Origin of the sequence: Methylobacterium sp. GXF4 (assembly GCF_000272495.1) — a bacterium.
Classification (GTDB): Bacteria; Pseudomonadota; Alphaproteobacteria; order Rhizobiales; family Beijerinckiaceae; genus Methylobacterium; species Methylobacterium brachiatum.
The window spans coordinates 70,682-96,525 of record NZ_AKFK01000054.1 but is presented as its reverse complement, the minus strand read 5'-3'; the positions used below and the strand labels follow the sequence as shown (position 1 = coordinate 96,525).

25 protein-coding genes are annotated in these 25,844 nt (G+C 70.0%); 4 read left to right on the top strand and 21 right to left on the bottom strand.

Features of this window, described 5'->3' with window-relative positions:
* Window positions 1–6: 6 nt before the first annotated feature.
* From phoB to pstS, 6 genes are all read right to left on the bottom strand, one after another.
* Window positions 7–702: a phosphate regulon transcriptional regulator PhoB gene (phoB, locus tag WYO_RS11195; protein WP_007562354.1), complete on the bottom strand. Its 696-nt coding sequence runs from the start codon at window positions 700–702 to the stop codon at window positions 7–9.
* Window positions 703–879: 177 nt separating this feature from the next.
* Complete coding sequence (phoU, locus tag WYO_RS11190) at window positions 880–1,602, bottom strand: phosphate signaling complex protein PhoU (protein ID WP_007562352.1); 723 nt, start codon at window positions 1,600–1,602, stop codon at window positions 880–882.
* A 375-nt stretch (window positions 1,603–1,977) separates the two neighbouring features.
* Window positions 1,978–2,793 carry a phosphate ABC transporter ATP-binding protein PstB gene (pstB, locus tag WYO_RS11185; protein WP_007562351.1) on the bottom strand — a complete coding sequence of 272 codons (816 nt, stop codon included), beginning with the start codon at window positions 2,791–2,793 and terminating at the stop codon, window positions 1,978–1,980.
* A 22-nt stretch (window positions 2,794–2,815) separates the two neighbouring features.
* Complete coding sequence (gene pstA, locus WYO_RS11180) at window positions 2,816–3,712, bottom strand: phosphate ABC transporter permease PstA (protein ID WP_007562348.1); 897 nt, start codon at window positions 3,710–3,712, stop codon at window positions 2,816–2,818.
* Between the two features lie 12 nt (window positions 3,713–3,724).
* Window positions 3,725–4,702, bottom strand: a complete 978-nt coding sequence (gene pstC / locus WYO_RS11175) for a phosphate ABC transporter permease subunit PstC (RefSeq protein WP_007562346.1) — start codon at window positions 4,700–4,702, stop codon at window positions 3,725–3,727.
* An 86-nt stretch (window positions 4,703–4,788) separates the two neighbouring features.
* Window positions 4,789–5,829 (bottom strand): phosphate ABC transporter substrate-binding protein PstS, encoded by a 1,041-nt coding sequence (pstS, locus tag WYO_RS11170; RefSeq protein ID WP_007562343.1) that lies wholly within the window; start codon window positions 5,827–5,829, stop codon window positions 4,789–4,791.
* Between the two features lie 274 nt (window positions 5,830–6,103).
* On the opposite strand from pstS, the gene WYO_RS11165 reads away from it, so the two are divergent.
* A complete protein-coding gene (locus tag WYO_RS11165; protein WP_007562340.1) occupies window positions 6,104–6,364 on the top strand; it encodes a hypothetical protein in 261 nt (86 codons plus the stop codon).
* Between the two features lie 67 nt (window positions 6,365–6,431).
* Here the strand turns inward: WYO_RS11165 and WYO_RS29330 are convergent, their stop codons facing one another.
* From WYO_RS29330 to murB, 11 genes are all read right to left on the bottom strand, one after another.
* Window positions 6,432–6,632: a hypothetical protein gene (locus tag WYO_RS29330; protein ID WP_007562339.1), complete on the bottom strand. Its 201-nt coding sequence runs from the start codon at window positions 6,630–6,632 to the stop codon at window positions 6,432–6,434.
* A 117-nt stretch (window positions 6,633–6,749) separates the two neighbouring features.
* Complete coding sequence (recN, locus tag WYO_RS11155) at window positions 6,750–8,423, bottom strand: DNA repair protein RecN (protein WP_007562337.1); 1,674 nt, start codon at window positions 8,421–8,423, stop codon at window positions 6,750–6,752.
* A 200-nt stretch (window positions 8,424–8,623) separates the two neighbouring features.
* Window positions 8,624–9,505: an outer membrane protein assembly factor BamD gene (locus WYO_RS11150; RefSeq protein ID WP_007562336.1), complete on the bottom strand. Its 882-nt coding sequence runs from the start codon at window positions 9,503–9,505 to the stop codon at window positions 8,624–8,626.
* Between the two features lie 192 nt (window positions 9,506–9,697).
* Window positions 9,698–10,645, bottom strand: coding sequence for a UDP-3-O-acyl-N-acetylglucosamine deacetylase (gene lpxC / locus WYO_RS11145; protein WP_007562335.1), 948 nt, complete (start codon window positions 10,643–10,645; stop codon window positions 9,698–9,700).
* A gap of 440 nt (window positions 10,646–11,085) precedes the next feature.
* Window positions 11,086–12,849 carry a cell division protein FtsZ gene (ftsZ, locus tag WYO_RS11140; protein ID WP_007562334.1) on the bottom strand — a complete coding sequence of 588 codons (1,764 nt, stop codon included), beginning with the start codon at window positions 12,847–12,849 and terminating at the stop codon, window positions 11,086–11,088.
* Between the two features lie 91 nt (window positions 12,850–12,940).
* Window positions 12,941–14,263: a cell division protein FtsA gene (gene ftsA, locus WYO_RS11135; RefSeq protein ID WP_007562333.1), complete on the bottom strand. Its 1,323-nt coding sequence runs from the start codon at window positions 14,261–14,263 to the stop codon at window positions 12,941–12,943.
* A 52-nt stretch (window positions 14,264–14,315) separates the two neighbouring features.
* Window positions 14,316–15,272 carry a cell division protein FtsQ/DivIB gene (locus WYO_RS11130; RefSeq protein WP_007562332.1) on the bottom strand — a complete coding sequence of 319 codons (957 nt, stop codon included), beginning with the start codon at window positions 15,270–15,272 and terminating at the stop codon, window positions 14,316–14,318.
* A complete protein-coding gene (locus tag WYO_RS11125) occupies window positions 15,239–16,162 on the bottom strand; it encodes a D-alanine--D-alanine ligase (RefSeq protein ID WP_007562331.1) in 924 nt (307 codons plus the stop codon). Before WYO_RS11125 ends, WYO_RS11130 begins: the two co-directional genes overlap by 34 nt.
* 35 nt (window positions 16,163–16,197) lie before the next feature.
* Window positions 16,198–16,554, bottom strand: a complete 357-nt coding sequence (locus WYO_RS11120) for a type II toxin-antitoxin system PemK/MazF family toxin (protein WP_007562330.1) — start codon at window positions 16,552–16,554, stop codon at window positions 16,198–16,200.
* Window positions 16,541–16,774 (bottom strand): hypothetical protein, encoded by a 234-nt coding sequence (locus tag WYO_RS11115; RefSeq protein WP_007562329.1) that lies wholly within the window; start codon window positions 16,772–16,774, stop codon window positions 16,541–16,543. Before WYO_RS11115 ends, WYO_RS11120 begins: the two co-directional genes overlap by 14 nt.
* A 30-nt stretch (window positions 16,775–16,804) precedes the next feature.
* The gene (murB, locus tag WYO_RS11110; protein ID WP_007562328.1) at window positions 16,805–17,737 is read right to left on the bottom strand and encodes a UDP-N-acetylmuramate dehydrogenase; all 933 of its coding nucleotides are present in this window, start codon (window positions 17,735–17,737) and stop codon (window positions 16,805–16,807) included.
* Between the two features lie 50 nt (window positions 17,738–17,787).
* Here murB and WYO_RS11105 point away from each other — a divergent pair, with 50 nt between their 5' ends.
* Both WYO_RS11105 and WYO_RS11100 read left to right on the top strand, forming a co-directional pair.
* The gene (locus WYO_RS11105; RefSeq protein WP_007562327.1) at window positions 17,788–18,057 is read left to right on the top strand and encodes a type II toxin-antitoxin system RelE/ParE family toxin; all 270 of its coding nucleotides are present in this window, start codon (window positions 17,788–17,790) and stop codon (window positions 18,055–18,057) included.
* Between the two features lie 10 nt (window positions 18,058–18,067).
* Window positions 18,068–18,451, top strand: coding sequence for a helix-turn-helix domain-containing protein (locus WYO_RS11100; RefSeq protein WP_007562326.1), 384 nt, complete (start codon window positions 18,068–18,070; stop codon window positions 18,449–18,451).
* Window positions 18,452–18,467: 16 nt separating this feature from the next.
* On the opposite strand, the gene murC is transcribed toward WYO_RS11100, so the two are convergent.
* The 3 genes from murC to WYO_RS11085 form a co-directional block, all read right to left on the bottom strand.
* Window positions 18,468–19,874, bottom strand: coding sequence for a UDP-N-acetylmuramate--L-alanine ligase (gene murC, locus WYO_RS11095; RefSeq protein ID WP_007562325.1), 1,407 nt, complete (start codon window positions 19,872–19,874; stop codon window positions 18,468–18,470).
* Between the two features lie 135 nt (window positions 19,875–20,009).
* Entirely contained in the window at window positions 20,010–21,119 is a 1,110-nt protein-coding gene (gene murG / locus WYO_RS11090) for an undecaprenyldiphospho-muramoylpentapeptide beta-N-acetylglucosaminyltransferase (RefSeq protein ID WP_007562324.1), read from the bottom strand.
* Window positions 21,116–22,282, bottom strand: a complete 1,167-nt coding sequence (locus WYO_RS11085; protein ID WP_007562323.1) for a putative peptidoglycan glycosyltransferase FtsW — start codon at window positions 22,280–22,282, stop codon at window positions 21,116–21,118. The genes murG and WYO_RS11085 overlap by 4 nt, the downstream gene beginning before the upstream one ends.
* Window positions 22,283–22,566: 284 nt before the next feature.
* Here WYO_RS11085 and WYO_RS11080 point away from each other — a divergent pair, with 284 nt between their 5' ends.
* On the top strand, window positions 22,567–24,042 hold the full coding sequence (locus WYO_RS11080; RefSeq protein ID WP_007562322.1) for a PAS domain-containing methyl-accepting chemotaxis protein: 1,476 nt from the start codon (window positions 22,567–22,569) through the stop codon (window positions 24,040–24,042).
* A 254-nt stretch (window positions 24,043–24,296) separates the two neighbouring features.
* Here WYO_RS11080 and murD read toward each other — a convergent pair whose 3' ends face one another.
* On the bottom strand, window positions 24,297–25,661 hold the full coding sequence (murD, locus tag WYO_RS11075) for a UDP-N-acetylmuramoyl-L-alanine--D-glutamate ligase (RefSeq protein ID WP_007562321.1): 1,365 nt from the start codon (window positions 25,659–25,661) through the stop codon (window positions 24,297–24,299).
* Window positions 25,662–25,844: the final 183 nt, after the last annotated feature.

Here is a 25,844-nt window from a genome sequence, read left to right as displayed (position 1 = left end):
GGCGGTCTAGGCTTCCAGCGAGAACGTCTCGTCGAAGGCGTAGCCAGACCCCCGCACCGTGCGGATCGGGTCGGCCTGCCGGGGCGCGTTGAGCGCCTTGCGCAGGCGCCCGACATGCACGTCGACGGTGCGCTCGTCGATATAGACGTCGTGGCCCCAGACTCCGTCGAGCAACTGCTCGCGGGAGAAGACCCGGCCGGGGGCCAGCATCAGGAATTCGAGCAGGCGGAACTCGGTGGGGCCGAGATGGAGCTCCTCGCCGGCGCGGCGGACCCGGTGCCCGGTGCGGTCGAGCTCGATATCGCCGGCCGCCAGCCGGTCGGCGACATGGGCGGGCTTGGCCCGGCGCAGCAGCGCCCGCACCCGGGCCAGCAGTTCCGGCACCGAGAACGGCTTGACGATGTAGTCGTCTGCGCCCGTGCCGAGGCCGCGGACCCGGTCGCCCTCCTCGCCCCGGGCGGTGAGCATGATCACCGGCAGCCGCTCGGTCTCGCGCCGGGCGCGGATGCGGCGGCACAGCTCGATCCCCGAGAGGCCCGGCAGCATCCAGTCGAGCAGCACCAGATCCGGGGTGCGCTCGGCCAGGAGCAGTTCCGCGTCGTCGCCGCGCGTCGCCGAATCGACCAGGAAGCCCTCGGCCTCCAGGTTGTAGCGCAGCAGGGTGGTCAGGGCCTCCTCGTCCTCGACGATCAGGACTTGCATGCTCACGTTCGTTAACCTGTTCCGTACTCGGTACCGGCCGGCACGCCCGCGCCGGGGGACCCGGACGCGCCGATGGTGCGGCAGAGGCCGCCATCCCTCAAGCCGCAAGCCGCCACAATCGGGCGTTGCCCCACAGGGCAGCGTGCGGATCGGGCCGGCCGCACCGCGACCCGCCTGTTACGGGGCCGTGGCGGCGGGGCCGACGGTCGCGTAGTTCGACGCGTCGTTCTTCGGCCGCTCGCCCGCCAGGGTCTCACCGGTGGCGAGGTAGTGGATCGTCTCGGCGATGTTGGTGGTGTGGTCGCCGATGCGCTCGACGTTCTTGGCGCAGAACAGCAGGTGCGTGCAGAACGAGATGTTGCGCGGATCTTCCATCATGTAGGTCAGGAGTTCGCGGAACAGCGAATTGTACAGCGCGTCGATCTCGCCGTCGCGCTCCCAGACGTCGTAGGCGGCCTTCACGTCGCGGCTCGCATAGGCGTCGAGGATGTCCTTGAGCTGCGCCTCGGCGAGGTCGCTCATGTGGCGCACGCCGAGCACGATCTTCTGCGCCGGCGCCTGATCGGAAATCGCCACGACGCGCTTGGCGACGTTCTTGGCGAGGTCGCCGATCCGCTCCAGGTCGCCCGAGACGCGGATCGCCGAGATGGTCTCGCGCAGGTCGATCGCCAGGGGCTGCCGCCGGGCGATGAGCAGCACGGCCCGCTCCTCGATGTCGCGCTGGAGCGCGTCGAGACGCTTGTCGGCGACGATCACCGCCTGGGCGAGCGTATCGTCCCGGCGGACCAGGGCGTCGGTCGCCTCGGCGGCCATCTTCTCGGCCACGCCGCCCATCTCGGAGATGGAGCGACGCAGGTCATCGAGGTCGGTGTCGTAGGAGCTGACGATATGGCCGGGCATGGTGGATCCTTCGATGGCGTCCCGCAAACCTTGATCCGCGAGGTCTGGCGGAAACCCGCCGCTGCGGTCACGGGCGCCGGGGCGCGTGCCCCGGTGCCCACTCCCTTGCATTGTCGAGAACAGGCTGCGGAGCGGTGAGGATCGGCATCCCGAGCCGAGCCCGCGACCGGAACAACCGGGCCGTGCCGATGTTCCCCGACCGAGCAGCCTGTTCCGAAGACGCGCCGGCGCTTGTTACGCTTGGGCGCGGCCCCTAGTCTTTAGAGCGGTGCTCTTTTCTCGCCGAAACCGTATTCAACGTTGCGGAAAGCGGTAAACATCCCGTTTGACGTCTTCGCATCCCGGAGGTGAACGTCCGTCCTCCGGGGTTTTGGTTCAGCCGAACCGGCCGGTGATGTAATCCTGCGTGCGCTGCTCGACCGGGTTCATGAACATGCGGTTCGTGGGTCCGAATTCGATCAGCTCGCCGAGATACATGAAGGCGGTGAACTGCGAGATGCGGGCCGCCTGCTGCATGTTGTGGGTGACGATCACGATGGTGAACTCGTCGCGCAGCTGCTCGATCAGCTCCTCGATCCGGCCGGTGGAGATCGGGTCGAGGGCCGAGGTGGGCTCGTCGAACAGGATCACCTCCGGGCTCTGGGCCACGGTGCGGGCGATGCACAGGCGCTGCTGCTGCCCGCCCGACAGGCCGGTGCCGGCTTGGCGCAGCTTGTCCTTCACCTCGTCCCAGAGGGCGGCCTTGCGCAAGGCCTGCTCCACCCGCCCATCGAGTTCGGATTTCGGCAGCTTCTCGTAGAGGCGCAGGCCGAAGGCCACGTTGTCGTAGATCGACATCGGGAAGGGCGTCGGCTTCTGGAACACCATGCCGATGCGCGAGCGCAGCTCGTTCAGATCGATCGCGGGATCGAGCACGTTCTGGCCGTCGAGCAGGATCTGCCCCTCCGCCCGCTGCTCCGGGTAGAGGCTGTAGATTCGGTTGAAGCAGCGCAGCAGGGTGGACTTGCCGCAGCCGGACGGGCCGATCAGCGCCGTGACCTGCCGGTCATGGAAGTTGATGTCGACATTCTTCAGCCCGTGGAAGCTGCCGTAGTAGAAGTTCAGGCCCTTCACGGCGATGCGGACCGCCCCACTCTCGTTGGCGTGGTTGCGGGTGAGATCGACCGTGGGGATCGCGGAGGCGGCGTTCATCGTCGTGTCCTCGAGAAGGGTCTTAGCGCGACATCTGCGGCTTGATGACGAGACGGGCGATGATCGACAGCACCAGGATCGTCGCGGTGATCAGGAGCGCCCCGGCCCAGGCGAGGCTCTGCCAGTTCGGGTAGGGCGAGAGGGCGAACTGGTAGATCATGACCGGGAGGTTCGCGACGCCACCCATCAGGTCCGGCGAGAACCAGGAATTGTTGTTGAGCGCCGTGAACAGGAGCGGCGCGGTCTCGCCCGCGATGCGGGCCAGCGCCAGGATGATCCCGGTGACGATGCCGGCCGAGGCCGCCCGCCAGGTGACGCTGATGATCACCGTCGAGGGCGGCGCGCCGAGCGCCGCGCCGGCCTCGCGCAGGGTGCCGGGCACCAGGCGCATCATGTCCTCGGTGGTGCGCACGATCACCGGCACCGCGATGATGGCGAGCGCCACGCCGCCGGCCCAGCCCGAATAGGTCCCCATCGGCCGCACCATCAGGGTGTAGACGAACAGGCCGATCAGGATCGACGGCGCCGAGAGCAGGATGTCGTTGAGGAAGCGGATCACCCCGGCGATCTTGGAGAAGCGGCCGTACTCGGCGAGGTAGGTCCCGGCCATGACGCCGATCGGCGTCGCGATCGTGATGCCGATCCCGGTGAGCACGAGGCTGCCCAAGATCGCGTTGGCGATGCCGCCGCCCTCGGATCCGGGGCCGGGGGTCGGGTGCGCGAACATGCCGGGCGTGAAGCCGCGCACGCCCTGGACGATCAGCATCAGCAGGATCGAGCCGAGCACCACGGCGCCGACGATCGTGGCGATCAGGCAGGCGGTGCGCAGCACCCGGTCGGCGACCCGCCGGCTGGAGCGGACCCGCCCGGTGCGGCGCGGCGTGGCGTTGGCGGTGGTCATGGGGTTTGACGCGTCCATCGTGAGCCCTCCTCAGGCAGGCTTGACGCGGCGCGTCAGCAACCGGGCGATGATGAGCACCACGAAGGTGATGACGAAGAGGATGCAGCCGAGCGCCATCAGCGCGTTGAGCTGGAGGCCGTCCGCCTCGTTGAACTCGTTGGCGATGCGCGACGCGATGGTCGAGCTCGGGTCGAAGATCGAGGCCGAGAGGCGGTTGGCGTTGCCGATCACGAAGGTCACCGCCATCGTCTCGCCGAGCGCGCGGCCGAGGCCGAGCATGATCGCCCCGATGATCGAGACCGAGGCCTGCGGCACCAGAACGTGGCGCACCACCTCCCAGGTCGTGCAGCCGATGCCGTAGGCGCTCTCGCGCAGCACGGTGGGGATCTGGTCGAGCATGTCGCGGGCGATCGAGGCGATGAACGGCACGATCATGATCGCCAGGATGATGCCGGCGGTGAAGACGCCGACGCCCGAGGGCACCCGGGCGTAGAACAGCGTGCCGACGATCGGCATGCCCTCGACCAGGTTCGAGACCGGGATCTGGACGAAGCGCGCGAAGAGCGGCGCGAACACGAACAGGCCCCACATGCCGTAGATGATGCTCGGCACCGCGGCGAGCAGCTCGATGGTCATCGCCACCGGCTTGCGGGCCCAGCCCGGGCAGAGCTGCGTGAGGTAGACGGCGATCCCCAGGGAGACCGGCACGCCGATCAGCAGCGCGAGGGTCGCGGAGGCCACGGTGCCGATCACGGCCACCAGGGCGCCGTACTGCTCGGTCCCGACGTTCCAGGCGCTGGATGTGAGGAAGGCGAATCCGAATTCGCGGAAGGCGGGCCAGCCGCCGTAGAGGATCGACCCCAGGATTCCGGCGAGCACGACGAGCACGAACAGTGCCGCGCCGTAGGAGCAAGCCCGGAACAGGTTGTCGAGGCTCCGGCTCGGCCCTTTACGCGCGGCGACGGCGCGGGGTCGTGCGAGGGCAATCGTCTCGGTCAAGGCGGGCATCCGCGATTCTCTGCGAAGGGGGGCGTGGTAGCGCGGTGCAGTCCGCGAAGCGAGGGAGGAGGCTGCAAGCCTCCCCCCTAAATCACTCACATGTTGAAGACGGGCTTACCGTCCTTACCCTTCACGTTTTTCCACTCTTCGTGGATCAGGGCGACGACGTTGTCCGGAAGCGGCACGTAGTCGAGGTCAGAAGCAAGCTTATCGCCGTTCTTGTAGGCCCAATCGAAGAATTTGAGCGTATCCGCGGCCTTGGCCGGGTCGGCCGGATCCTTGTGGACCAGGATGAAGGTCGCCGCCGTGATCGGCCAGGCATCTTCGCCCGGCTGGTTGGTCAGCGAGATACCGAAGCCCGGAGCCGACTTCCAGTCGGCGCTGGCGGCGGCGGCCTGGAAGGCCTTGTCGTCGGGCTGCGGATACTTGCCGGCCTTGTTCTGAAGCAGAGCGTAAGCGAGCTTGTTCTGCTTGGCGTAGGCGGATTCGACGTAGCCGATCGCGTTCGGCACCTGCTTCACGGTGGCGGTCACGCCCTCGTTGCCCTTGCCGCCCTGCCCGACCGGCCAGGAGATCGTGGTGGCCGCGCCGTAATCCTTCTTCCAGGTCTCGGAGACCTGCGACAGGTAGGTGGTGAAGATGTTGGTCGTGCCCGAGGCGTCGGACCGGTAGACCGGGGTGATGGTCGCGTCGGGGAGCTTCACGCCCTCGTTGAGCTTGGCGATCCGCGGGTCCGACCACTTCGCGATCTTGCCGGCGTAGATGTCGGCCAGCACGTCGCCGGTCAGCTTCAGCTTGCCGGGCTCGAGACCGGCGATGTTCACGACCGGCACGACGCCGCCCATAACGGTGGGGAACTGGACGAGACCGTCCTTGGCCAGCTGCTCGCCCTTCAGAGGCGCGTCGGTCGCGCCGAAATCGACGGTCTTGGCCTGGATCTGCTTGATGCCGCCGCCGGAGCCGATGGACTGGTAGTTCAGTCCCGAGCCGGTCTCCTTCCGGTAGGCTTCGGCCCACTTGGAGTAGACCGGGAACGGGAACGTTGCGCCGGCACCCGTGATATCGGCAGCGAGTGCCGCGGACGCCAGCTGAACCGTCGCGAGGCCGACGGCGAGCGCGTAAGCGAAGGGTCTCAAGGGTATCTCCGTTGCCGTCGGGCGAGAGCCTGCGCCTCTCTGCCGGCAAGCCCATGCCCGCGGCAGAGCTGTGCGGCCGGTCTTCCAAGAGACCCGGCGCCGGCCGCCCGATGAGCCGGGCGTTACGACAGTGAGATGACATCGCCATGACAGCGCGCGGCGCGCGTGACGGCACGGTTTGCGGCGCTCGTGCGTTCACACCGGGTGGCGGCACCGGACGATCGGCCGAGGATCGGCGAGCGATGCTGCGCAGTGATCAGAAGGTGTTCGGATCGTGGATGACCAGGGGACCGAGGCAGGGGCAGGTCCCGACGCGGCCGGCCCGGATGCGGCCTGGCTCGCCCTGCATGCCGCCCGCGAGGCCGTGGAACGCGCCCTGACCCTGGCTCAGGCGCGCCAGCGTTTCGGCAGCGACGCGGAGGCCGTGGCGCAGGCGCGTCGCGAGGAGGCGGAACTCCTCGTGGACCTCGACCGGATTCTCACGCAGATCCGGGCGGCGGAGTATCGCCGGCGGCCCGGCTCGCGGCGCTGGTAGGGCTCAGCAGCCTTCCGCCGGGAGGAACTCCATTCCGGAACGCGTGCCGATTCGGGGCACGGGGCCCCTAACCGACCCGGCGCAGTTCCCGCTCCTTCTGACGAAGGCGAAGCAGCAGTTCCACGTGGGTGTCCGTGATCGGCTGCGTGTCGACGCTGCCCTCGTAGACGGTGCGGAGCGTCAGCCCGAGCTGTTGCGTGTTGATCGCCTGCTTGAGGGACCGGCCCATATGCGGGCTTCCCTCGGACGTGACGATAGACGGCTTCATGTTTTCCTCCCGCCCTTCAACCGCGTACGCCTGAGCACGGCACCGGGATGGAAGCAGTCTCGCGAGGAATGGTTAACGAAAGGTTACGCGCAACCAACGGTTAAGGTTGATCGGCGTTCACGCATCCGCGCCTTGAAGCAGCCGGGCCGCCGCCGCCCGCGCCTCGTCGGTCACCGTCGCGCCGGCCAGCATCCGGGCGATCTCTTCGCGGCGCTCCGCCACCGGCAGGCTCGCCACCCGGGTCGCGACGCGTCCGGCACCTTTGACCGGGGTCTTGGCGATCAGGAAATGCGTGCTCGCCCGGGCGGCCACCTGGGGCGCATGGGTCACCGCCACGACCTGCACGGTGCTGGCCAGGCGCGCCAGGCGTAGGCCGATCGCGTCCGCCACCGCGCCGCCGACGCCGGTGTCGATCTCGTCGAAGATCAGGGTCGGGGCCGAGCCCTTGTCGGCCAGCACCACCTTCAACGCCAGCATGAAGCGCGACAACTCGCCGCCGGAGGCGACCTTCATCATCGGGCCAGGCTTCGTCCCGGGATTCGTCTGCGCCCAGAACTCGACGCGGTCGATGCCCGCGGGATCGCGCGCCTCCGGATCGGTCACGATCTCGGTGATGAACCGGGCACGCTCCAGCTTCAGCGGCGGCAGCTCGGCCTTCACGGCCGCGTCGAGCTGCTTGGCCGCCCGGCGGCGCCCGGCGCTGAGCTTGTCCGCCGCCTCGGCATAGTGGGCCTCGGCCTTGGCGCGGGCCTGTTCCAGCCCCTCCAGGGCCGCCTCGCCGGCATCGAGGGTCGCGACCTCTCCGGCGTAGCGCTCCGCCAGGGCGGCGAGGTCGTCGGCCGGGACGTCGTATTTGCGCGAGGCGGCGCGCAGCGCGAACAGCCGCTCCTCCGCCCGCTCCAGGTCGCGCGGGTCGAACTCGGTCTCGGCCACGGCGGCGTCCAGAACCGCGCGCGCCTCGTCGAGGGCGACCATGGCGGCGTCGAGGGCGTTGACGCAGGGGTCGATCAGCGCCGGGAGCTGGCCGGCGCGGCGCTCCAGCTTGCGCAGGGCGGCGGAGATGTGCGGCACGCCGGAATGCGGCCCACCGACCGCGTCCAGCGCCTCGTTCAGCTCGCGGGCAACCTTCTCGGATTGCTGCATGATGCTGCGGCGCTCGGCGAGCTGGGCCTCCTCCCCGGGCTGGGGCGCCAGGGCCGCGAGTTCCTCGACCGCGTGGCGCAGGAAGTCGGCCTCCTTGCGGGCCGCATCGATGCGGGCGCGATGCTCGGCGAGCTCGGCGCGCGCCGTGCGCACGGCCTTGGCGGCCGACGCGACCTTCGCGAGCTGGCCCTGCAGGCCCCCGAAGGCGTCGAGGATCGCCCGGTGCGAGGCCGGATCGGACAGGGCCCGGTCGTCGTGCTGGCCGTGGATCTCCACCAACGCCGCCCCGATCGCCCGCAGGACCTGCACGCCCACCGGCTGGTCGTTGACGAAGGCGCGGGTGCGCCCGTCCGCCATCTGGGTCCGGCGCAGGATCAGGTCACCCTCTGTGTCGATCTCGGCCTCGGCCGCGATCCGGCGCGCCGGATGGTCCAGGGGCAGGTCGAACACCGCGGTGACGCCGCCCTGCGGCTCGCCATGACGCACGAGGCGGCCATCGCCGCGGCCGCCCAGGGCCAGGGCAAAGGCGTCGAGCAGGATCGATTTGCCCGCACCGGTCTCCCCGGTCAGGACACTCAGCCCTGTCCGGAAATTCAGTTCGAGCCTGTCGATCAGAACGATGTCGCGGATCGCGAGCTGCGCCAGCATGCGGCGACGGGATTCCTGAGAATGGGACCGCAGACATAAGGCTGCTGCGGCGCGGATTCACCCCAAAAATGCACCGCGGCGCATCTGCAGTGCCGCGGGGCTGCGCGGACGAGAAAGGCCCGGAGCGGCGGCTCCGGGCCCTGGGGCGTTTCACGGCGCGCCGAAGGCCGCCTGCGGCAGGACGCGGCCCGCCGGTATCGTCACTCGGCCGAGGCGGTCTTGCCGGTCACGCTCCGGTAGATCTTGGAGAGGAACGAGCTCTTCTCCTCGCGGGGCTCGACGCCGCCCTTGGCCAGGAGCGCGTGGGCGTCCTTGTACCAGGGGCTGTCGGGGAAGTTGTGGCCCAGCACGGCCGCGGAGTTCTGCGCCTCCTGGGTGATGCCGAGCGCCCAGTAGGCCTCGGTCAGGCGCTCGAGCGCCTCTTCCGCGTGGCGGGTGGTCTGGTACTTGGCGACCACGTCGCGGAAGCGGTTGATCGCGGCCGGGAAGTTGCGCCGCTCGAGGTAGAAGCGGCCCACCTCCATCTCCTTGCCGGCGAGCTGATCCCGGGTGATCTGGATCTTGGACCGCGCGTCGGTGGCGTATTCGGAGGTCGGATACTTCTGGACCAGCTCCTGCAGGGCGACGAGCGCCTTCTCGGACCGGTCCTGATCGCGGGTCACGTCCGGGATCTGCTTATAGTTCGACATCGCCATCAGGTACTGCGCGTAGGCGGCGTCCTTGCTGGCCGGGTGGCGCTGCAGGTACCGCTTCGCGGCGCTGATCGCGTCGTCGTACTTCTGGCCCTCGTAATTCGCGTAGGCGGTCATCAGCAGCGCCTTCCGGGACCATTCGGAATACTGGTACTGCTTGTCGAGGTTGTCGAACTTCTTGATCGCCCCCTCGTAGTCGCTGTCCTCTAGCTTGGCCAAGCCCTCGCTGTAGAGCTTGTCCGCCGGGACATCCGGAACGACCTCGGGCTTGTACTTCTCGGCGAAGAGGTTGGTCGGGTCGAAGTCGCAGCCGCCGAGGCCCAGGCCGAGGACGGCCACGAAGGGCGCCACGAAGGCCGCCGCCCGGCGATGACGAATGGTGACAGGCATCTGGCGCTCTTTCCCGGGACCGGCGCACGTCCCGCGCCGTCGTGCCATCGCGTGATTGGATCCGGCCCGACCGAGCCGGGCCCGTCGTTCACGGACCGTTAAACCCTGACGTTTGATTCGGGCATGAAAGCGGCAAGGCTGCGGCCGCCCGGATTGGTTGCCGGCTGTGTCCCGCGGGTCACAGGGCTGCGGTCAGAGCTCGCCCGCGAAGGCGGCGATGCCCAGGCCGACGCCGAGCTCGGACAGCACGGTCTCGCGGCGCGAGCCCTGCGCCTCGACGATGGCGTAGTTCGACCGGTCGGCGAACAGGGCGGAGAGCACGCCGACATTCATCCGGTGGCCGCCGCAATAGGAGCGGTAGGCGCCCTGGATCGGCAGGCCGGCCAGCGCGAGGTCGCCGACCGCGTCGAGGATCTTGTGGCGGACGAACTCGTCCGGGAAGCGCAGGCCTTCGGGGTTGACCACGGCGGTCTCGCCGACCGCGACGGTGTTCTCCAGCGAGGCGCCCAGCGCGAAGCCGGCCTTCCAGTAGCGCTCCACGTCCTTCATCATCCCGAAGGTGCGGGCGCCGGCGATCTCCCGGCGGTAGGTGGCGGGCGAGAGGTCCATCGCCTTGCGCGAGCGGCCGATCACCGGGCTGTCGAAATCGATCTCCACGTCGAGGCGGAAGCCCCGGTCGATCGGGCGCAGCTCCGCGAAGGCGCGGCCGGTCTCGATGCGGACGTGGCGCAGGACCTTGAGCCAGCGGCGCGGCGTGTTGCAGGTCGCGATCCCGACCGTGTCGATGGCCTGAACGAATTGGAGGGCGGACCCGTCGAGGATCGGCATCTCCGGCCCGTCGATCTCGACCAGGGCGTTGTCGATGCCCAGTCCGTAGAGGGCCGACATCAGATGCTCGATGGTGGCGACGGCACCGGTCTCGACGTCACCGATGACGGTGCAGAGTTCGGTGGCGGAGACGAGGGCGTGGTGGGCCTTGATCAGGCGGTCGTTGCCGTGGGTGGTGCTGGTGCGGAGAAACGCGATGCCGTGATTGGCCGGAGCGGGGCGGATCGTGATCTCGGCCGGGTTCCCGGAATGGACCCCTACGCCTGAGAGCGTCACCGGACCCTTCAGGGTCGTCTGTTTATGCGTTCGCATTCATTAGCCCCCGGCCGCGATCAGGTCCCGCCATCCCGACCCGGGATGGTGAGGAAACTGTCCGATCCGTCCGCTGCTTGAAGCCCCTATCCGCGCTATCAGGTTGTGTCCTGCAACGCGTCTCATTGGTCTGCGAGTGTCTATAGCTGCACCGCACAGGGCAGCCAAATCACGGATTCTTACGCTCTGTTACAGACACGCTTGCCGTTTGGAGCCGCTAAAAACCTGACGGCACAAAGGCTTAAAGCTTGGTTAATGCGTGGCTAACCGACGGCCATTCTGTGGCTCCGATGCATCACGCGCCTGGGGATAGCGTCACAAACGTTAACCCCGCTGTGACCGCAATCCTGTCTTCCCGCAACTAAGAGTTGCTTCGTTGCAGCGCAAAGAGCCGGCGGTTTCCCGCCGGCTCCCGCTTCTGGTCCCGGGTCTTGCGCCGTTCAGTTCGCCTGGCGGCGGAGGAAGGCCGGGATCTCGAGCTGGTCGTCGTCCATCATCCGCGACTGCGGCGCGACGCGGCCCTGGGCATCGAGGCTCCCCTGGGCCGGCCGGTATTGCGGCGCCGCCGGAAGCGGAGCGCGCGGGGCCGGCGGCACATGAGGCTGAGCCAGGTGGGGCTGAGCGACGTTCGGCTGGGCGGCGTGCGGCTGCGGCGCGACCGGGGCCGCGGCCCGCGGGGCGGGCACGCCCTCCATCTCGTCGCGCCGGCCGCCGAAGCCGACGGTGGCGAGGCGACGCAGCAGCGAGGTCCGCTTGGATTCCGGCGCCGCTTCCTCGGCGGCCCGGTTCGCCAGGATCTGGTTCTGGGCGATCGGCGGCAGCTCGTGGATCTGCGGCATGCGCGGGGCGCGGGCGAGCGGCGCGGCCGCGGGGGCGGCCGGACGCGGCGGCACGAACGGGCCGGCCTGGAACTGCGGCGCCGGCTCGGCCTGCTGCGGGGCGGGGGCCGGGACGAACGGCGCGGCGGCGCGCGGCTGGGCCGGGGCGAGGACGACCTCGTCACGGGCGACCGGGGCCGGGGCGTCGAACCGGGTCTCGGTCCGCGCCTCGGGGGCCGGCTGCGGGGCGGCCGGCGCCGGGTTCTGCGCGGGGGCCTGGGCGACCGAGTCCGTGCGGATGCTCGGAACCGGCGAGGAGGCCCGGGCCCGGGCCTCGGCCCGCAGGCGCTCGGCCACCTCGGCGATGCGCTGCTCGGTCTCGGCGATGGCCGGGTTGTTGGTCGAGTTGGCGGAGATCAGCAGCGGCTCGATGCCGGTGGCGACGACCGACACGCGGATGATGCCGTCGAGGCTCTCGTCGAAGGTGGCGCCCAGGATGATGTTGGCGTCCTGATCGACCTCCTCGCGGATGCGGGTGGCGGCCTCGTCGAGCTCGTACAGGGTCAGGTCGGAGCCGCCGGTGATCGAGATCAGCAGGCCGCGGGCGCCCTTCATGGAGACGTCGTCGAGGAGCGGGTTGGCGATGGCCGCCTCGGCGGCGCGGTTGGCGCGCTTCTCGCCGGACGCCTCACCGGTGCCCATCATGGCCTTGCCCATGCCGCGCATGATCGCCCGGACGTCGGCGAAGTCGAGGTTGATCAGGCCTTCCTTGACCATCAGGTCGGTGATGCAGGCGACGCCGGAATAGAGCACCTGGTCGGCCATCGCGAAGGCGTCGGCGAAGGTGGTCTTCTCGTTGGCGACCCGGAACAGGTTCTGGTTCGGGATCACGATCAGGGTGTCGACCGCGGCCTGCAGCTCCTGGATGCCGGACTCGGCGGTGCGCATGCGGCGCACGCCCTCGAACTGGAACGGCTTGGTCACGACGCCGACCGTGAGGATGCCCATGTCGCGGGCGGTGCGGGCGATGACCGGCGCGGCGCCGGTGCCGGTGCCGCCGCCCATGCCGGCGGTGATGAAGCACATATGGGCGCCCGAGAGCTGGTCCCGGATCTCGTCGATCACCTCGTCGGCGGCGGCGGAGCCGACCTCCGGGTGGGAGCCGGCGCCGAGGCCCTGGGTGACGCCCAGGCCCATCTGGATCACCCGCTCCGCCTTCGAGGAGGTGAGCGCCTGCGCATCGGTGTTGGCGACCACGAACTCGCAGCCGAGCAGGCCCGACTCGATCATGTTGTTGACTGCGTTGCCGCCTGCGCCGCCGACACCGAAGACGGTGATGCGGGGCTTGAGTTCCCGGATGTCCGGCGCCTGGAGGGTAATGGCCATGGTGTCGAGCCTCTCGCTTACTCTGCTTTCCGTGCGGCGCTGCGGCGCCGATATTTTTTCGATCCCCCGCCGAACAGGACGGGGGTGAAACCTAGAAGCTGTCCCGGATCCAGCGCCCGACCCGGCTGATGTACCGGTCCGATCCCGTGGCCGCGAAGGCGCCGTGGCCCCGCGGCTCGAAGTGCTCGGCATGCGCGACCTGCGGGTAGACCAGCAGGCCGACGGCGGCCGAGAAGGCCGGACCCTTGGCCGCCTCGGGCAGGCCGCGGATCCCGAGCGGCCGGCCGATCCGGACCTGGCCCTGGAGGACCCGCCGGGCGACTTCCGGCAGGCCGACGAGCTGGCTGGCGCCGCCCGTGAGCACCACCCGCCGCCCGGCCTGGGCGGCGAAGCCGGCGTCGCGCAGCCGGTCGCGCACCAGCTCGACCACCTCCTCGACCCGCGGCTTGATGATCCGCACCAGCTGCGAGCGCGGGATATGGGCCGGGGCCTCGCCCTCGTCCTCGCCGACCCCGTGCACGGCGATCATGTCGCGATCGTCGGAGGGGGTGGAGAGGGCCGAGCCGTAGAGGGTCTTCAGCCGCTCGGCCGCGGCCATGCGGGTGGAGAGGCCCCGGGCGATGTCCATGGTGACGTGGTGGCCGCCGACCGCCACCGCGTCCACGTGGACGAGGTGGCCGCCCGAGAACACCCCGACGCTGGTCGTGCCGCCGCCCATGTCGACGACGCACACGCCCATCTCGGCCTCGTCGTCCACCAGGGCCGAGAGCCCGGCGGCGTAGGGCGTGGCGATGACCGCCTCGACCCCGAGATGGCAATGCTCGACCGCCAGCATGACGTTGCGGGCGGCGGCGAGCTCGCTGGTGACGACGTGCAGGTCGACCCCCAGCGCCTCGCCGATCATGCCCGACGGGTCGATGACCGCGCCCTGCCCGTCCAGCGCGTAGCCGGTGGGCAGCGCGTGCAGCACGGCCCGGCCGGGGCTGACGCCATGGGCGCTCGCCGTCTCCAGCACCCGCTCGACATCGCTGCCGGTGACGGTGCCCGACCGGACGTTCACCCGGGCCTGGAAATGCTGCGAGGCGAGCCGGCCGCCGGACATGTTGACGATGACCGACTGGACCTCGACCTTCGCCATCCGCTCGGCGGCGTGCACCGCCTGGCGGATCGCGCCCTCGGCGGCGGCGAGGTCGACGATCGCCCCGCCCTTCAGCCCCAGGGAGCGCTGATGGCCGATGCCGATGATGCGGGCGAGGTGCGTCCGGCCGCGCAGGGTCGAGAGCGCTTCGGCCGGCTGCAGCTCGGCGATGAGGCAGACGACCTTGCTGGTGCCGATGTCGAGCACCGAGAGGGTGGTCGAGCGCCGGGCGGAGAGCGGCTTCAGTCGCGGCGTGAGGCCGTGTTGGCTGTGCATTGACGCTACCGGACGCAGAAGGCGGGACGGGCGGAGATCGACAGGAAGGGCATCAGCTGGCCGCGCCCTTCTTCTTCGCCTTCTGGGCTTCCGCGCGGGCGGCGGCGGCCTCCTCGGTCAGGCGCACCACGAGGCGGTCGGGCATGCGCAGATCCACCGCGATGATGTCCTTCTCGAGCAGGCCGGCCTCGCGCTCGAACCGGACGAGGCGCGCGAGCGCCGCGGCCGGGTCGATCTCGGGCAGCCGCACGTCGACACCGTCGAGCTTGAGCGTCCAGCGCCGGCCCGAGACGTAGGTCCCGGCCTTGATCCGCTCGGAGAGCGGGCCGGCGGCGGCGATCAGGGCGAGATATTCCGGAAGCTTGTTGTTGGCGTCGTCGCCGACGACCAGGGGCAGGCTGGCGTAGCGGTCGTCCCGCATGGCGTCGATCACGGTGCCGTCGGCGGCGATCACGTTGATCTCGCCGTTCTTCTGCCAGAGGGCGGCGGGCTCGCGCTCGACCTGGGTGATCGCGATCTCGTTGGGGTAGATCTTCCGGACCGAAGCCTGGGCGATCAGGGGCACGCGCAGAAGCTTCTCGCGCACCGCGACGACATCCAGGAAGGGAACCGAGGAGCGCCAGTCGATGCCGGCGGCGCCCAGCACCTCACGCTCGTACATCCTCGAGATGCCCGAGATGGTCACGCGCTCGACGCCGAAGCCGAGGACGCGCGCCGCGATATCCAGGGGCTGGCCCTGCTCGGCCACGAAGGACTCGTAGCGCCCGCTCGCCACGAAGCCGGCGAGCGCCACAGCGGCGAAGGAGAGGGAGACGCCGACGGCGCCGACGCCCCGCGGCAGGCGCGCGGCCAGCTGCTGGCCCTTGCGGGACCGGCGCACCGAGAGGGAGCGGGAGGGGACGCGTCCGGTCAGCCGATCCAGCGCGGCGCCGACGAGGCGCGCGGGAAGGCCACGACCGGCAGCGTCACCGCCGCTCAGCGATTCAGAGAAGCGTCCTCCACCATCCATCGGACGAGCTCACCGAAACCAAGGCCCGCATGGGCCGCCATCTCCGGCACAAGGCTCGTCTGGGTCATGCCGGGTTGCGTGTTGACCTCCAGAACCACGAGCAGACCGGTTCCACCCGGTGTGTCGTCGTAGCGAAGGTCGGCACGGCTGACGCCCCGGCAGCCCAGTGCTTGATGCGCCGTTAACGACAACTCTTGGACACGCTGGTAAACATTTGGTTTAAGTTCGGCCGGCAGCACGTGTACCGAGCCGCCCGGGGCGTACTTCGCGTCGTAGTCGTACCAGTCCCCCGTGGCGGCCTTCACCTCGATCACCCCGAGGGCCTTGTCGCCCATCACCCCGCAGGTGAGTTCGCGACCGGCTATGTAAGGTTCCGCAAGGACTTGCTCCCCGAAGGTCCATTCCTCGGAGGCGAGGATCTGGGGCGGGTGCGTCCGGCCGTCGCGCACGATGATGACGCCCACCGAGGAGCCTTCGGCGATCGGCTTGACCACGTAGGGCGGCGGCAGCGGGTGGTTTTTTGCGGCCTCGAAGCGGTTAACGATCCGGCCCTCCGGGACGTCGACGCCGGCGGCGCGCATCACGGTCTTGGCCCGCTCCTTGTTCATGGCGAGCGCCGAGGCGAGCACGCCCGAATGGGTGTAGGGAATCTTCAGGATCTCCAGGAGCCCCTGGATCGTGCCGTCCTCGCCGTCCGGGCCGTGCAGCGCGTTGAAGGCGACGTCCGGCCGCAAGGCGGTGAGCACCGACGCGATGTCGGGGCCGACATCGACCCGGGTGACCCGGAACCCCTCCCCTTCGAGGGCCGCCGCGCAGGCCGCGCCGGAGCTGAGCGAGACCTCGCGCTCGGCGGAGGTGCCGCCCAGGAGGACGGCGACGTGCTTGGACATGGTGGGCTCCGGGGAAAGCTGGGTCGGGGATCGGATCACGCTTGGCCAACCATGCCATGGATCGCGGCGTAAACCGCCGCCGCCGCGGCGGGATGCAGGGCGCCGAGGCGGCGGAGGATCCGGCTGGGTTCGATGCAGGCGATCTTCAGCGGGCGCACCACGGAGGCGACGCCCAGGCCGGCCGCGTCCAGATCCGCGATCGCGATGTCGCCGGCCAAGCGGGTGTTGCGGGCGCTGGTGATCATCGCGATCCACACATAGCCGGCCTCCGCGGCCGCGGTTCCGGACACAACGAGGGCGGGGCGCCGCTTCTCGGCCAGCCGGTCCGAATAGGGGAACGGCACGACCACGATGGTGCCGGCCGGAACAGGCGAGGCATCAGAGGTCGGCATAATCTGCGTCGTCGATGGGGCGGCCCCATTCCGTGAACGCCACGAACGGATCCTCCCCTTCCGGCGGAGCTTTGTCGATCTGGATGCCCTCCGGCGTGATCCGGTAGCGCAGACGATCGCCCGGGCCGATCGCGAGACGCTCGCGCACCTCCGCGGGCAGCACCGTCTGGCTCTTGACGGAGATCTTCGAATAGGCGGTGCGCGCGCGTTTTTCGGGCATGGCCGATACGCCTCCGGCTCGACTTACACCTTACCGGCTTACCATCGTCGAATCCACGCCGATCCGCCGGATCTCCCAGCGCAGCGCGACGCCGCTGGTCTCCCGCACCCGGCGCCGGACCTCCTCGCCCAGCCCCTCGATGTCGGCGGCGGTGGCGCCGCCGGTGTTGATCAGGAAGTTGCAGTGCATCGGCGAGACCTGGGCGCCGCCCCGGGTCAGGCCCCGGCAGCCGGCGGCGTCGATCAGCTGCCAAGCCTTGCCGCCGTCCGGGTTGGCGAAGGTCGAGCCGCCGGTGCGCTCGCGGATCGGCTGCGCCGCCTCCCGGGCCGCGGTCACGCGCTCCATCTCAGCCTCGATGGCGGCGCGGTCGCCGGGCTTTCCGCGGAACAGGGCGCGGGTGAAGATCACGTCCTCGGGCGCATCGGAATGCCGATAGGAGAAGACCATCGCGGCATGGCTGAAGCGGCGCGACGCGCCCGTCCGGTCGATGCCGTGGGCCTCGACCAGCACGTCGGTGGTCTCGCCGCCATGGGCGCCGGCGTTCATCCGCAGGGCGCCGCCGATCGAGCCGGGGATGCCGCGGTAGAAGGCGAGCCCGTCGAGCCCGGCCTCGGCCGCCGCCTTGGCGAGGCGCATATCCGGCACGGCGGTGCCGACCTGCAGGGTGTCGCCCTCGACCGCGATGCTGCCGAACGCCTTGCCGCCGAGGCGGATGACCACGCCCGGCACCCCGCCGTCGCGGACGATCAGGTTGGAGCCGAGGCCGATCACCGTGACCGGCACGTCGGGTTCCAGGGCGGCGAGCAGGCGGGCGAGATCCTCCTCGTCGGCCGGGGTGAACAGAACCTCGGCCGGGCCGCCGACCCGGAACCAGGTGAGGTCGGCCAGCGGCTGGTCGGCGAGCAGGCGCCCGCGCAGGTCCGGCGCGGCGGCGCGGATACGGTCGTGGAGCGATGCGGTCATGCTAAGCTTTGGACCGGATCAACCGGCTCGCTTGAGGGAATCAGGGCGGGATGGCCAAGGATACCGGCAGAAGCCTGGTCTTCACCCGTACGGCAGCCCGCAGCCTGAGCCGGATGCCGAAGCCGACCGAAGACCTGATCCGCCAGAAGCTGGGTCTCTACGCACAGGATCCGGACAGCCTCGCCAACAACGTGAAGGCGCTGCGGGGCGCGGGAGATCGCTACCGATTGCGGGTTGGGGATTGGCGCGCGGTCTTCACGATCGAGGCGGATCGGATCATTGTCCACGCCGTCGGCCCACGCAGTTCGATCTACGGCTAGGATAGTGCCCGTGACCATCGTCAGAACCCGGTCGCCCTCCGGAGAGGCCATCGTGATCCTGCCGGAGGTGGAATTCGAGCGGCTGCGCGAGTTGGCGGAGGATACGCTCGACGCGCGCGCCATCGAGGAGTCGCAGAGGCACTTGAGCGCCGGCGACGAAGAACTCCTGGACGAGGCCGATCTCGACGCCTTGCGGGCGGCACCGAGCCCCCTGGCGTTCTGGCGCGCCAAGCGGGGGATGACGGTGGCCGCACTGGCGCGCGACAGCGGAGTGCCCGAGGGCCAACTCACCACGCTGGAAACGGGCGCGGGCACGGCCGATCCCGCCGTCTATGAACGGCTTGCACGGGCGCTCGACATCGCCGTCGAGGACCTCGTGCCGGACTCGGTCTGATCGACGCCCATCCCGCTCACTTCCCCCGCGCAGCGAGTTCGCCCGGCAGCGCGTAGGCCCATTGGGTGATCGTGCCGGCGCCCAGGCACACGACGTAGTCGCTGGGCTTGGCGAGCTCGGCGATGATCCCGGCCAGCTCCTCCGGCCGGTCGAGGGGACGGGCGTCGCGGTGGCCGCGGGAGCGCAGGCCGGAGACCAGGGCGTCGCGGTCGACGCCTTCGATCGGGGCCTCGCCCGCCGTGTAGACCGGGGCGACGATCACGGTGTCGGCGTCGTTGAAGCAGGTGCAGAAATCGTCGAACAGCGAGGCGAGACGGGTGTAGCGGTGCGGCTGGACCACCGCGATGACGTTGCCGTCGGTCGAGGCGCGGGCGGCCTTGAGCACCGCCTTGATCTCCACCGGATGGTGTCCGTAATCGTCGAAGATCGTCGCCCCGTTCCACTCGCCGGTGCGGGTGAAGCGGCGCTTGACGCCCCCGAAGCCCGCGAGGGCCCGGCGGATCGCGTCGTGCGAGACGCCGAGCTCGTTGGCGACGGCCAGCGCCGCGGTGGCGTTGAGCGCGTTGTGCTTGCCGGGCATCGGCAGGACCAGATCTTCCATCTCCATGCGGAAGCCCGGGCGCCGGTCGCGGATCATGACGCGGAAGCGGCTCTGCCCGCCCTTCAGGTCCACGTCGAGCAGGCGCACGTCGGCCTGGGGATTCTCGCCGTAGGTGATGATCCGGCGGTCCTCGATATGGCCGACCATGTCCTGCACCACCGGATGATCGGTGCACATCACCGCGAAGCCGTAGAACGGGATGTTGTCGATGAAGCGCCGGAACGCGTCCTTCACCGCATCGAACGAGCCGAAATGGTCGAGATGCTCGGGGTCGATATTGGTGACGATGGCGACGTCGGCGGGCAGCTTGAGGAAGGTGCCGTCGGATTCGTCGGCCTCCACCACCATCCAGTCGCCCTCGCCCATCCGGGCGTTGGTGCCGTAGGCGTTGATGATGCCGCCATTGATCACGGTCGGGTCGAGGTTGCCGGCATCGAGCAGCGTGGCGACCAGCGAGGTCGTGGTGGTCTTGCCGTGGGTGCCCGCGATGGCGACGCAGGACTTGAAGCGCATCAGCTCGGCCAGCATCTCGGCGCGCCGGACCACGGGCAGCCGGCGCTCGCGGGCGGCCTGGAGTTCCGGGTTGTCCCGCCGGATTGCGGTCGAGACCACCACCAGGGCGGCGGCGTCGACGTTCTCGGCCTGATGGCCGACGAAGGTGCGGATCCCCTTCTCGGCGAGCCGGCGGACATTGGCGTTGTCCGAGGCGTCGGAGCCCTGGACCGTGTAGCCGAGGTTGTTCATCACCTCGGCGATGCCGGACATGCCGATGCCGCCGATGCCGATGAAGTGGATGGGTCCGAGCTTGTCGGGCAGCTTCATCTGTCGTCGTACCTTCCGTAACGTCATGGTTTCGAAAGGTCTGCGACCTTTCGCGGGTGCGGGCGGCGCCCGCCGGTCTCAGAGGCTGCGCCCCGACACCCCGCCAAAGGGCTCAGCCCTTTGGAAACCCCCTTGCTACAAGCGGCGAGCCGTCTCGATGACGACCTCGGCCAGCCGCTCGGCGGCATCGTGAATGCCTGCGCTTCTGGCCGCATCGGCCGCCGCGGTCAATTTTGCCGGCGTCGCGAAGCACGCGACCAGCTCGGCGGCGAGGCGATCCGGGGTGAAGGCGGTCTGCTTCAGGGCCAGCGCCGCGCCGATCGCGTCGAGGGTCGCGGCGTTGGCGGCCTGGTCCTGGTCGAGGGCGCCGGGCAGCGGCACCAGGATCGAGGGCCGGCCGATCGCCGCGAGCTCCGAGACCGTCGAGGCGCCCGAGCGCGAGACCACAAGGTGGCTGGCGGCCATGCGGGCCGGCAGGTCCTTGAAGAACGGCGCCGCCTCGATCCCGGCGAGACCCAGGGCGAGGTAGCGGTTCTGCACCGCCGTCAGGTCCTCGGGCCGGACCTGCTGGACGAGGTGCAGGCGGGCTCTCAGGTCGGCGGGCAGGCGCTCGATCGCCTCGGGCACGACCTCGCCCATGACCCGGGCGCCCTGGCTGCCGCCGAACACCAGGAGGCGCAGGGCATCGCCGGCGCCGAAGGCGGGATACGGGATCCCGGCCGCCTCGATCACCGCCGGGCGAAGCGGGTTGCCGGTGTGGACCCGTGGGGCGCGCGCCTTGTCGGGCACGCCGCGGACGTCCTTGAAGCCGGTGGCGATGGTCCGGGCGCCCCGCGCCAGGAAGACGTTGGCCCGGCCCATCACGGCGTTCTGCTCGTGCAGCACGGTCGGCACCCGCAGGATCTGGCCGGCGAGCACCGGCGGCACGGTCGGGTAGCCGCCGAAGCCGACGATCGCGGCCGGGTTGATCCGGCGGATCTCCTTGGCGGCGACCCCGAAGCCGCGGCCCAGCGTGAGCACGGCGGCGGCCCGCTTCAGCGGCGAACGGCCCGACGGCGTGGCCGAGGCGATCGTGACCACCTCGGAGGCCGGGAACTCGCCCGAGATCGCGTCGACCCGGGCGTCGGTGGCGAGCGCCACCCGGATGCCCCGGGCGCGCAGGGCGTGGGCGAGGCTCTCGGCCGGGAACAGGTGCCCGCCGGTGCCGCCGGCACAGAGCAGGATCGTGGGGGTGAAGACGGTCACCGCATCACTCCGGCGACGGTGGCCGACGCGGTGCCGGGGGGCTTCTGGCTCAGCAGGACGGTGCGCGGGCGCTTGCGGGTCAGGGCGACCAGGAAGCCGGTGCCGAGCGCCAGGGAGATCATCGACGAGCCGCCGAAGGAGACGAACGGCAGGGTCATGCCCTTGGCCGGCATCAGCTGCGTGTTCACCGCCATGTTGATGCAGGCCTGCAATCCGAACAGGGTGGTCAGGCCGGTGATCGCCAGGCGCGAGAAGGTGTCGTCGGTGCGCCGCGCCAGCTTGAGGCCGCGCAGCACGATGAAGGCGAACAGGGCCACGAGGCACAGGCAGACGATCACGCCGAACTCCTCGCCGGTGACGGAGAAGATGAAGTCGGTATGTGCGTCCGGAAGGTGCCGCTTGGCCACCCCCTCCCCCGGGCCGGTGCCGAACCAGCCGCCGGAGCGGAACGATTCCCGCGACCAGAAATCCTGGAAGCCGCCGCCGGAATCGCGGTCGAGGAACTTGTTGAACCGCTCGCGGACGTGGTGGAAGAACAGGTAGGCCGCGAACACGCCGCCGAGCCCGAGCACGCCGAGCAGCGCCACCCAGATCAGGTGCAGGCCGGCGACGAAGAACAGCGCGCACCACACCATGGTGATCAGCATGGTCTGGCCGAAATCCGGCTGGAGCAGCAGCGGCACGATGGTGACCGGCAGGAGCAGCATCGCCAGGAAGCCGCCCGGCATGTCGCGGCGCTGCGCGCCCTCCGAGAAGGCCCAGGCGGCCACGACCACGAAGGCCGGCTTGACGAATTCCGACGGCTGCAGGCCGATCGGCCCGAACTGGATCCAGCGATGCGCGCCCTTGATCTCCGGGCCGAACTTGCCGGCGAGCAGGCAGAGCGCGACGCCGCAGATCCAGGTGACCAGCGCCAGCCGCCGGACCCCGCGCAGGGACAGGAACGACACTGCGCAGATCAGCAGGATGGTCGGCGCCAGGTAGAGCGCCTGCCGGTTGAGGAAGTAGAAGGTCGGCAGGCCGATGCGCTCGGCGACCGGCGGGCCGCCGCCCATCAGGAAGACCAGGCCGGCCACCATCAGCGCGAACAGCGCTGCGAGCAGCCCGCGGTCCACCGTCCACCACCAGTCGGTGAGGGGTGTGCGTTCCGCGCGTGAGATCATGCCGGGCAACGACTCCAGGCCACACGGAGGCCGGTCCGCGTGGGTCGGGCCGATCCTGTGGGGGAATGGTAAACGGAGCCTTATGGCCGGGAGGCCCAGCGGCGGGCGGCGCTGCCGCGGCCGCGGGGAGCTACCGTATTTGACCGCCCTGTACTGTGGCCGATGTCATCGAATGTTAATCCTCACCACGCAACCTTGAGGTGCATCGCCATCAGGTTCTGGAAGCGGCCCGTCGCGCGCCGCCGCGCCAAGCCCAATCTCCCCACAGCAGAAGTCGGTCCGCCATGTTCGCTGCCCTGAAGGCTCGTGAAACGTCCGCGAAGCTGGCCGCCCTCGACCGCGTGCAGGGGATGATCGAGTTCGATCTCGACGGCCGCATCCTCTCGGCGAATACCAATTTCCTCGACGCGGTCGGCTACACCCTGCCGGAGGTGGTCGGCCAGCACCACAGCCTGTTCGTCGATCCGGATTACCGGGATTCCGCGGAATACCGGGCGTTCTGGGATCGCCTGCGCGCCGGCGGCTTCGAGTCCGGCCAGTTCCGGCGGGTCGGCCGCGGCGGCCGGCCGATCTGGATCGAGGCGTCCTACAATCCGATGCTCGACGCTCGGGGGCGGCCCTACAAGGTGGTGAAGTTCGCCACCGACATCACCCGGCAGCGCACCGAGGAGGCCGACCGCGCCGGCCAGATCGCGGCGATCCACAAGGTCCAGGCGGTGATCGCGTTCGATCTCGACGGGATGGTGATCGAGGCCAACGACAACTTCCTGGCCGCGATGGGCTACGGGCGGGACGAGGTGGTCGGCCGGCACCACAGCCTGTTCGTCGAGCCCGCCTATCGCGACAGCGAAGCCTACCGGGTGTTCTGGGCGGCGCTGCGGAACGGCACCTATCAGGCCGCGCAGTTCCGGCGCCTCGGCAAGGACGGGCGCGAGGTCTGGATCCAGGCCTCCTATAACCCGATCCTCGACGCCGCCGGCCACCCCTACAAGGTGGTGAAATTCGCCACCGACATCACCGAGCAGGTCCGCCTGCTCGCCGATCTCCGGAAGCTGATCGACACCAATTTCGGCGCGATCGAGCACGCGGTCCTGCACTCCACCGATGCCGCCCGGCTGGCCTCCTCGGCGGCGGATTCGACCTCGGGCAACGTTCAGACCGTCGCGGCCGCGGCCGAGGAGCTGGCCGCCTCCGTCGCCGAGATGTCCCAGAGCATCGTGCGCTCCCAGAGCGCCACCGACACCGCCTATGCCTGCGTGCGGGACGCCGACGGCCACACCAAGCGGCTCGCCGACAGCGCGACGGCGATGTCGAGCATCGTCGGCCTGATCCAGAGCATCGCCGGCCAGATCAACCTGCTGGCGCTCAACGCGACCATCGAGGCGGCGCGTGCCGGCGAGGCCGGCCGAGGCTTCGCGGTGGTCGCCTCCGAGGTGAAGGCGCTCGCCGATCAGGCGGCCCGCGCCACCGGGCAGATCAACGGCGAGATCGCGAGCGTGCAGCAGGTCTCGCAGGAGGTGGTCTCGGCGCTCGGCTCGATCGGGACCTCGGTCTCGGTGATGCGGGAGACCGTGGTGACCACCGCGGCGGCGATCGAGGAGCAGAGCGCGGTGACCCGCGACCTCGCCGAGAGCATGCAGAGCGCCGCCGGCGCGGTCACGGCGATCACCGGCAATATCGGGGCGATCGTGCAGGCGGTGGCCGACGTCTCCGAGGCGGTCGGCACCACCCGGGACGCCGCCAAGGTGCTGGCGCGCTGACGGGGATGCCTTCTCAGGGCAATCGCAGGCTGGACGATGGTCTTCGAACCTGCGCGATGGCGTGATTGCTCGTCCTTGCGGTGACGCCGGGACCCAGCACGCCGCCATGCCGGGGCCGCGACGCAGATCCCGGACCCTGGAAACATAGGTCGAGCAGGACCTTGCGCCGTCGGCGGCTCCGGATTCGGGGCGCATCTACGGTGTCTTAAAATGACGGGCAGCGTTCGGGCGTCGATGACGGCCCTTGGCGCCCCTCAGGGCAGCGCCCGCACCAGCTCCCGGAACCGGTCGCCGCGGATCTCGAAATTGCGGAACTGGTCGTAGGAGGCGCAGGCCGGCGAGAGCAGCACCACCGGCTCCGGGGCGCCCGAAGCGGCGGCGTTCTCGGCGGCCTTGGGGACCGCCACCTCAAGGGTCTCGCAGCGGGTGTAGGGCACGACGCCTTCCAGGGTCGCCGCGAAGGCGTCCGAAGCCGCGCCGATCAGGTAGGCATGGGCGACCCGCTGGAAATACGGCACCAGCGGGAAGATCCCACCCTCCTTGGCCTTGCCGCCGAGGATCCAATGGATGTCTCGGAAGGCGGTCAGCGCCTTCTCGGTGGAATCGGCGTTGGTCGCCTTCGAATCGTTGACGAACAGCACGGCACCGCGCCGTCCGACCTCCTCCATCCGGTGCGGCAGCCCCGGGAACGAGGACAGGCCGGCCTGGATCGCCTCGCCGGTGAGGCCGAGGGCTCGGGCCACCGCCACCGCGACGGCGGCGTTCTGCCAATTGTGCGCCCCGCGCAGCGAGCCGATGCCGTTCACGTCGGCGAGCGCCGTTCCGTCGGGATCGCGGACGATGCCGTCGCGCACGGTGAGGGCGTCGGTGCAGAGGGCGTCGCCGGTGGGCACGTGGACCCGCACGAGGTCGCCGGCGCGCCGCTCGGCGATCGCCCGGCTCGGGCCGTCATCGATGCCGACCACCGCCAGGCCGGCGCCGGCGATCAGGCGCTCCTTGATGGCGGCGTATTGCTCCATGGTGCCGTGGCGGTCGAGATGGTCCGGCGTGATGTTCATCAGCACGCCGACCGTGGGGTCGAGGCCCGGGGTCAGGTCGATCTGGAACGACGACATCTCGATCACGTGGACGCGGCCGGCATCCGGCGGCTGCAGCGACAGGATGGCGGTGCCGATATTGCCGCCCATCTGCACGTCGCGCCCGGCCTGGGCCAGCACGTGGGCGATCAGCGCCGTGGTGGTCGACTTGCCGTTGGTGCCGGTGATCGCCACGAACGGCGCCTCGGGCGCCCGCGCCCGGCGCTCCCGGCAGAACAGCTCGATATCGCCGATGATCTCGATCCCGGCCTCGCGCGCCAGCCGGACGGTCCAGTGCGGCTCGGGATGGGTCAGGGGCACGCCGGGGCTGAGCACCAGGGCCGCGAAGCCGGACCACTCGGCCCCGCGCAGATCCTGCGTGCCGATCCCCGCCTCCCGCGCCCGCGCGACGCTGTCGGCATTGTCGTCCCAGGCGATCACCTCGGCGCCGCCGGCCTTCAGCGCGTTGGCGGTGGTCAGCCCCGAGCCGCCGAGCCCGAACAGGGCGACCTTCTGGCCCGCGAAGACGGTGACGGGTGTCATGGGAAACTCAATTCAACGTGGCAACATCGCCGATCCCTCCCAACCTCCTCATCCTGTGATGCCCGCGCCAGCGGGCCTCGAAGGAGGCCCCCAGGATCACGCGGCCTTCTGGAGAGCTCCTTCGCGGCGCCCGCTTCGCGGCCGCACCTCAGGATGAGGGCCCGTTTGGGATCGGCCTTCGTG

What these genes read in the sequence shown, in the direction of transcription:
- phoB (WP_007562354.1), bottom strand. Translation starts at nt 702, where the DNA reads ATGCAAGTCCTGATCGTCGAGGACGAGGAGGCCCTGACCACCCTGCTG.
- phoU (WP_007562352.1), bottom strand. Translation starts at nt 1,602, where the DNA reads ATGCCCGGCCATATCGTCAGCTCCTACGACACCGACCTCGATGACCTG.
- pstB (WP_007562351.1), bottom strand. Translation starts at nt 2,793, where the DNA reads ATGAACGCCGCCTCCGCGATCCCCACGGTCGATCTCACCCGCAACCAC.
- pstA (WP_007562348.1), bottom strand. Translation starts at nt 3,712, where the DNA reads ATGGACGCGTCAAACCCCATGACCACCGCCAACGCCACGCCGCGCCGC.
- pstC (WP_007562346.1), bottom strand. Translation starts at nt 4,702, where the DNA reads ATGCCCGCCTTGACCGAGACGATTGCCCTCGCACGACCCCGCGCCGTC.
- WYO_RS29330 (WP_007562339.1), bottom strand. Translation starts at nt 6,632, where the DNA reads ATGAAGCCGTCTATCGTCACGTCCGAGGGAAGCCCGCATATGGGCCGG.
- recN (WP_007562337.1), bottom strand. Translation starts at nt 8,423, where the DNA reads ATGCTGGCGCAGCTCGCGATCCGCGACATCGTTCTGATCGACAGGCTC.
- WYO_RS11150 (WP_007562336.1), bottom strand. Translation starts at nt 9,505, where the DNA reads ATGCCTGTCACCATTCGTCATCGCCGGGCGGCGGCCTTCGTGGCGCCC.
- lpxC (WP_007562335.1), bottom strand. Translation starts at nt 10,645, where the DNA reads ATGCGAACGCATAAACAGACGACCCTGAAGGGTCCGGTGACGCTCTCA.
- ftsZ (WP_007562334.1), bottom strand. Translation starts at nt 12,849, where the DNA reads ATGGCCATTACCCTCCAGGCGCCGGACATCCGGGAACTCAAGCCCCGC.
- ftsA (WP_007562333.1), bottom strand. Translation starts at nt 14,263, where the DNA reads ATGCACAGCCAACACGGCCTCACGCCGCGACTGAAGCCGCTCTCCGCC.
- WYO_RS11130 (WP_007562332.1), bottom strand. Translation starts at nt 15,272, where the DNA reads ATGGATGGTGGAGGACGCTTCTCTGAATCGCTGAGCGGCGGTGACGCT.
- WYO_RS11125 (WP_007562331.1), bottom strand. Translation starts at nt 16,162, where the DNA reads ATGTCCAAGCACGTCGCCGTCCTCCTGGGCGGCACCTCCGCCGAGCGC.
- WYO_RS11120 (WP_007562330.1), bottom strand. Translation starts at nt 16,554, where the DNA reads ATGCCGACCTCTGATGCCTCGCCTGTTCCGGCCGGCACCATCGTGGTC.
- WYO_RS11115 (WP_007562329.1), bottom strand. Translation starts at nt 16,774, where the DNA reads ATGCCCGAAAAACGCGCGCGCACCGCCTATTCGAAGATCTCCGTCAAG.
- murB (WP_007562328.1), bottom strand. Translation starts at nt 17,737, where the DNA reads ATGACCGCATCGCTCCACGACCGTATCCGCGCCGCCGCGCCGGACCTG.
- WYO_RS11105 (WP_007562327.1), top strand. Translation starts at nt 17,788, where the DNA reads ATGGCCAAGGATACCGGCAGAAGCCTGGTCTTCACCCGTACGGCAGCC.
- murC (WP_007562325.1), bottom strand. Translation starts at nt 19,874, where the DNA reads ATGAAGCTGCCCGACAAGCTCGGACCCATCCACTTCATCGGCATCGGC.
- WYO_RS11085 (WP_007562323.1), bottom strand. Translation starts at nt 22,282, where the DNA reads ATGATCTCACGCGCGGAACGCACACCCCTCACCGACTGGTGGTGGACG.
- WYO_RS11080 (WP_007562322.1), top strand. Translation starts at nt 22,567, where the DNA reads ATGTTCGCTGCCCTGAAGGCTCGTGAAACGTCCGCGAAGCTGGCCGCC.
- murD (WP_007562321.1), bottom strand. Translation starts at nt 25,661, where the DNA reads ATGACACCCGTCACCGTCTTCGCGGGCCAGAAGGTCGCCCTGTTCGGG.